Genomic DNA, 1,371 nt, shown 5'->3' with positions numbered 1-1,371 from the left:
GGCATAGGTATCTACACAATTTCCGAGCTTTGCGTTAAATTGAAGAGCATGCTCTTCAATTTAACATCTCTGGTCTGGATCAGCGTCTTGTCAAACGCTATAACAGCCTTGTAAAACTCAATATGAATCCTCTTGCTTCACTTGCGCCCGCAATCAAAGACCTGGCCTCTACCCAAAAGTCGAGTTTCTCAACTACACAGGCAGTTTGGCGATTCCTGAATAATGATAAAATCTCTTTTAGTCAATTAAACCAGCCGATTAAGCTTCTTGCATGCGAACAGATCAAGACATCATCGCATCAGTATGCATTAATCGTTCATGACTGGTCTCAACTGCAGTATGTGAAGCACAATCATAAGGTTCAGCGTCTTCAAAGAACACAGGCGAATTCAGGCTATGAATTGCAAAGCAGTTTACTTGTCGATGCGTCATCAGGGCTCCCGATTGCGCCATTAGCTCAGACGCTAACAGATGCATCCGGCTGTTATTCCACATTCAGTGAACAATACAGCGAGCGCAAGTCCCATTTGGACTCACTCGCAGAACAAATCAAAATGATTGAACAGTATCCGATTGAGAAAACAAAAGTCCATATCATTGACCGTGAAGGAGACTCGATTGCCCACTTGAGGGAAATCAGCAGCCATGGTTTTAAATGGTTGATCCGAGCTAAAGAAAGCCATCGGATTGAGCATCAAGGGGAAACCTGCAAAGTTGCAGAAGCCACAGAAAAAGTAGTAACTCAGCAGGTTAAGCCGATTGCTTATAAAGGAAACCGGCATATGCTGCATGTTGGAGAAACCGATATTCGGATAACGCGTGCAGCAAAACCGAAGAGAAAAGATGATTCAGGCCAACGGGTTGCTCCCCAGCCAGGCAAGGCGGTTGCAGCCAGATTAATTGTTGCTGTGGTGAAAGATGCTCAAGGTAAAACAGTCGCGAGATGGTCGCTGATCAGCAATGTTTCTTCAGAGATTGATGCGGTAGAACTAACCACCTGGTATTATTGGCGCTGGACAATTGAGTGCTATTTCAAGCTTCTCAAACAGGCAGGGCATGACGTTGAATCATGGCTTCAGACCACACCTGCAGCGATTTTAAGACGGCTCCTGATCAGCAGTATGGCGTGTGTGCTGACTTGGCGAATACAGCGTTCTGAAGATGAACAAAATCAGAAAATTCGTATATTTCTGGCCCGTCTTTCAGGCCGACAGCAGAAGAGAGGTAAGTTGGAAAGTGCACCTGCAATATTGGCAGGACTTTCGATTTTACTGAACACTCTTCAACTGCTCTCAGAATATTCAATAGATGAACTGAATGAAATCGCAACAATTGCATTAGGTACCTAAAGATGTGTAGATACCTATGCCT

Annotated in this window: 1 protein-coding gene; it reads left to right on the top strand. The window is 44.5% G+C overall.

What is annotated here, in order from left to right; translation table 11 throughout:
• Positions 1 to 122: 122 nt before the first annotated feature.
• A complete protein-coding gene (locus HLH16_RS13505; protein WP_171529721.1) occupies positions 123 to 1,349 on the top strand; it encodes a transposase in 1,227 nt (408 codons plus the stop codon).
• The last annotated feature ends 22 nt before the right edge of the window (positions 1,350 to 1,371 follow it).

The organism is Acinetobacter sp. ANC 5378 (assembly GCF_013004315.1).
GTDB lineage: Bacteria > Pseudomonadota > Gammaproteobacteria > Pseudomonadales > Moraxellaceae > Acinetobacter.
This window is presented reverse-complemented; position numbering and strand designations above follow the sequence as displayed.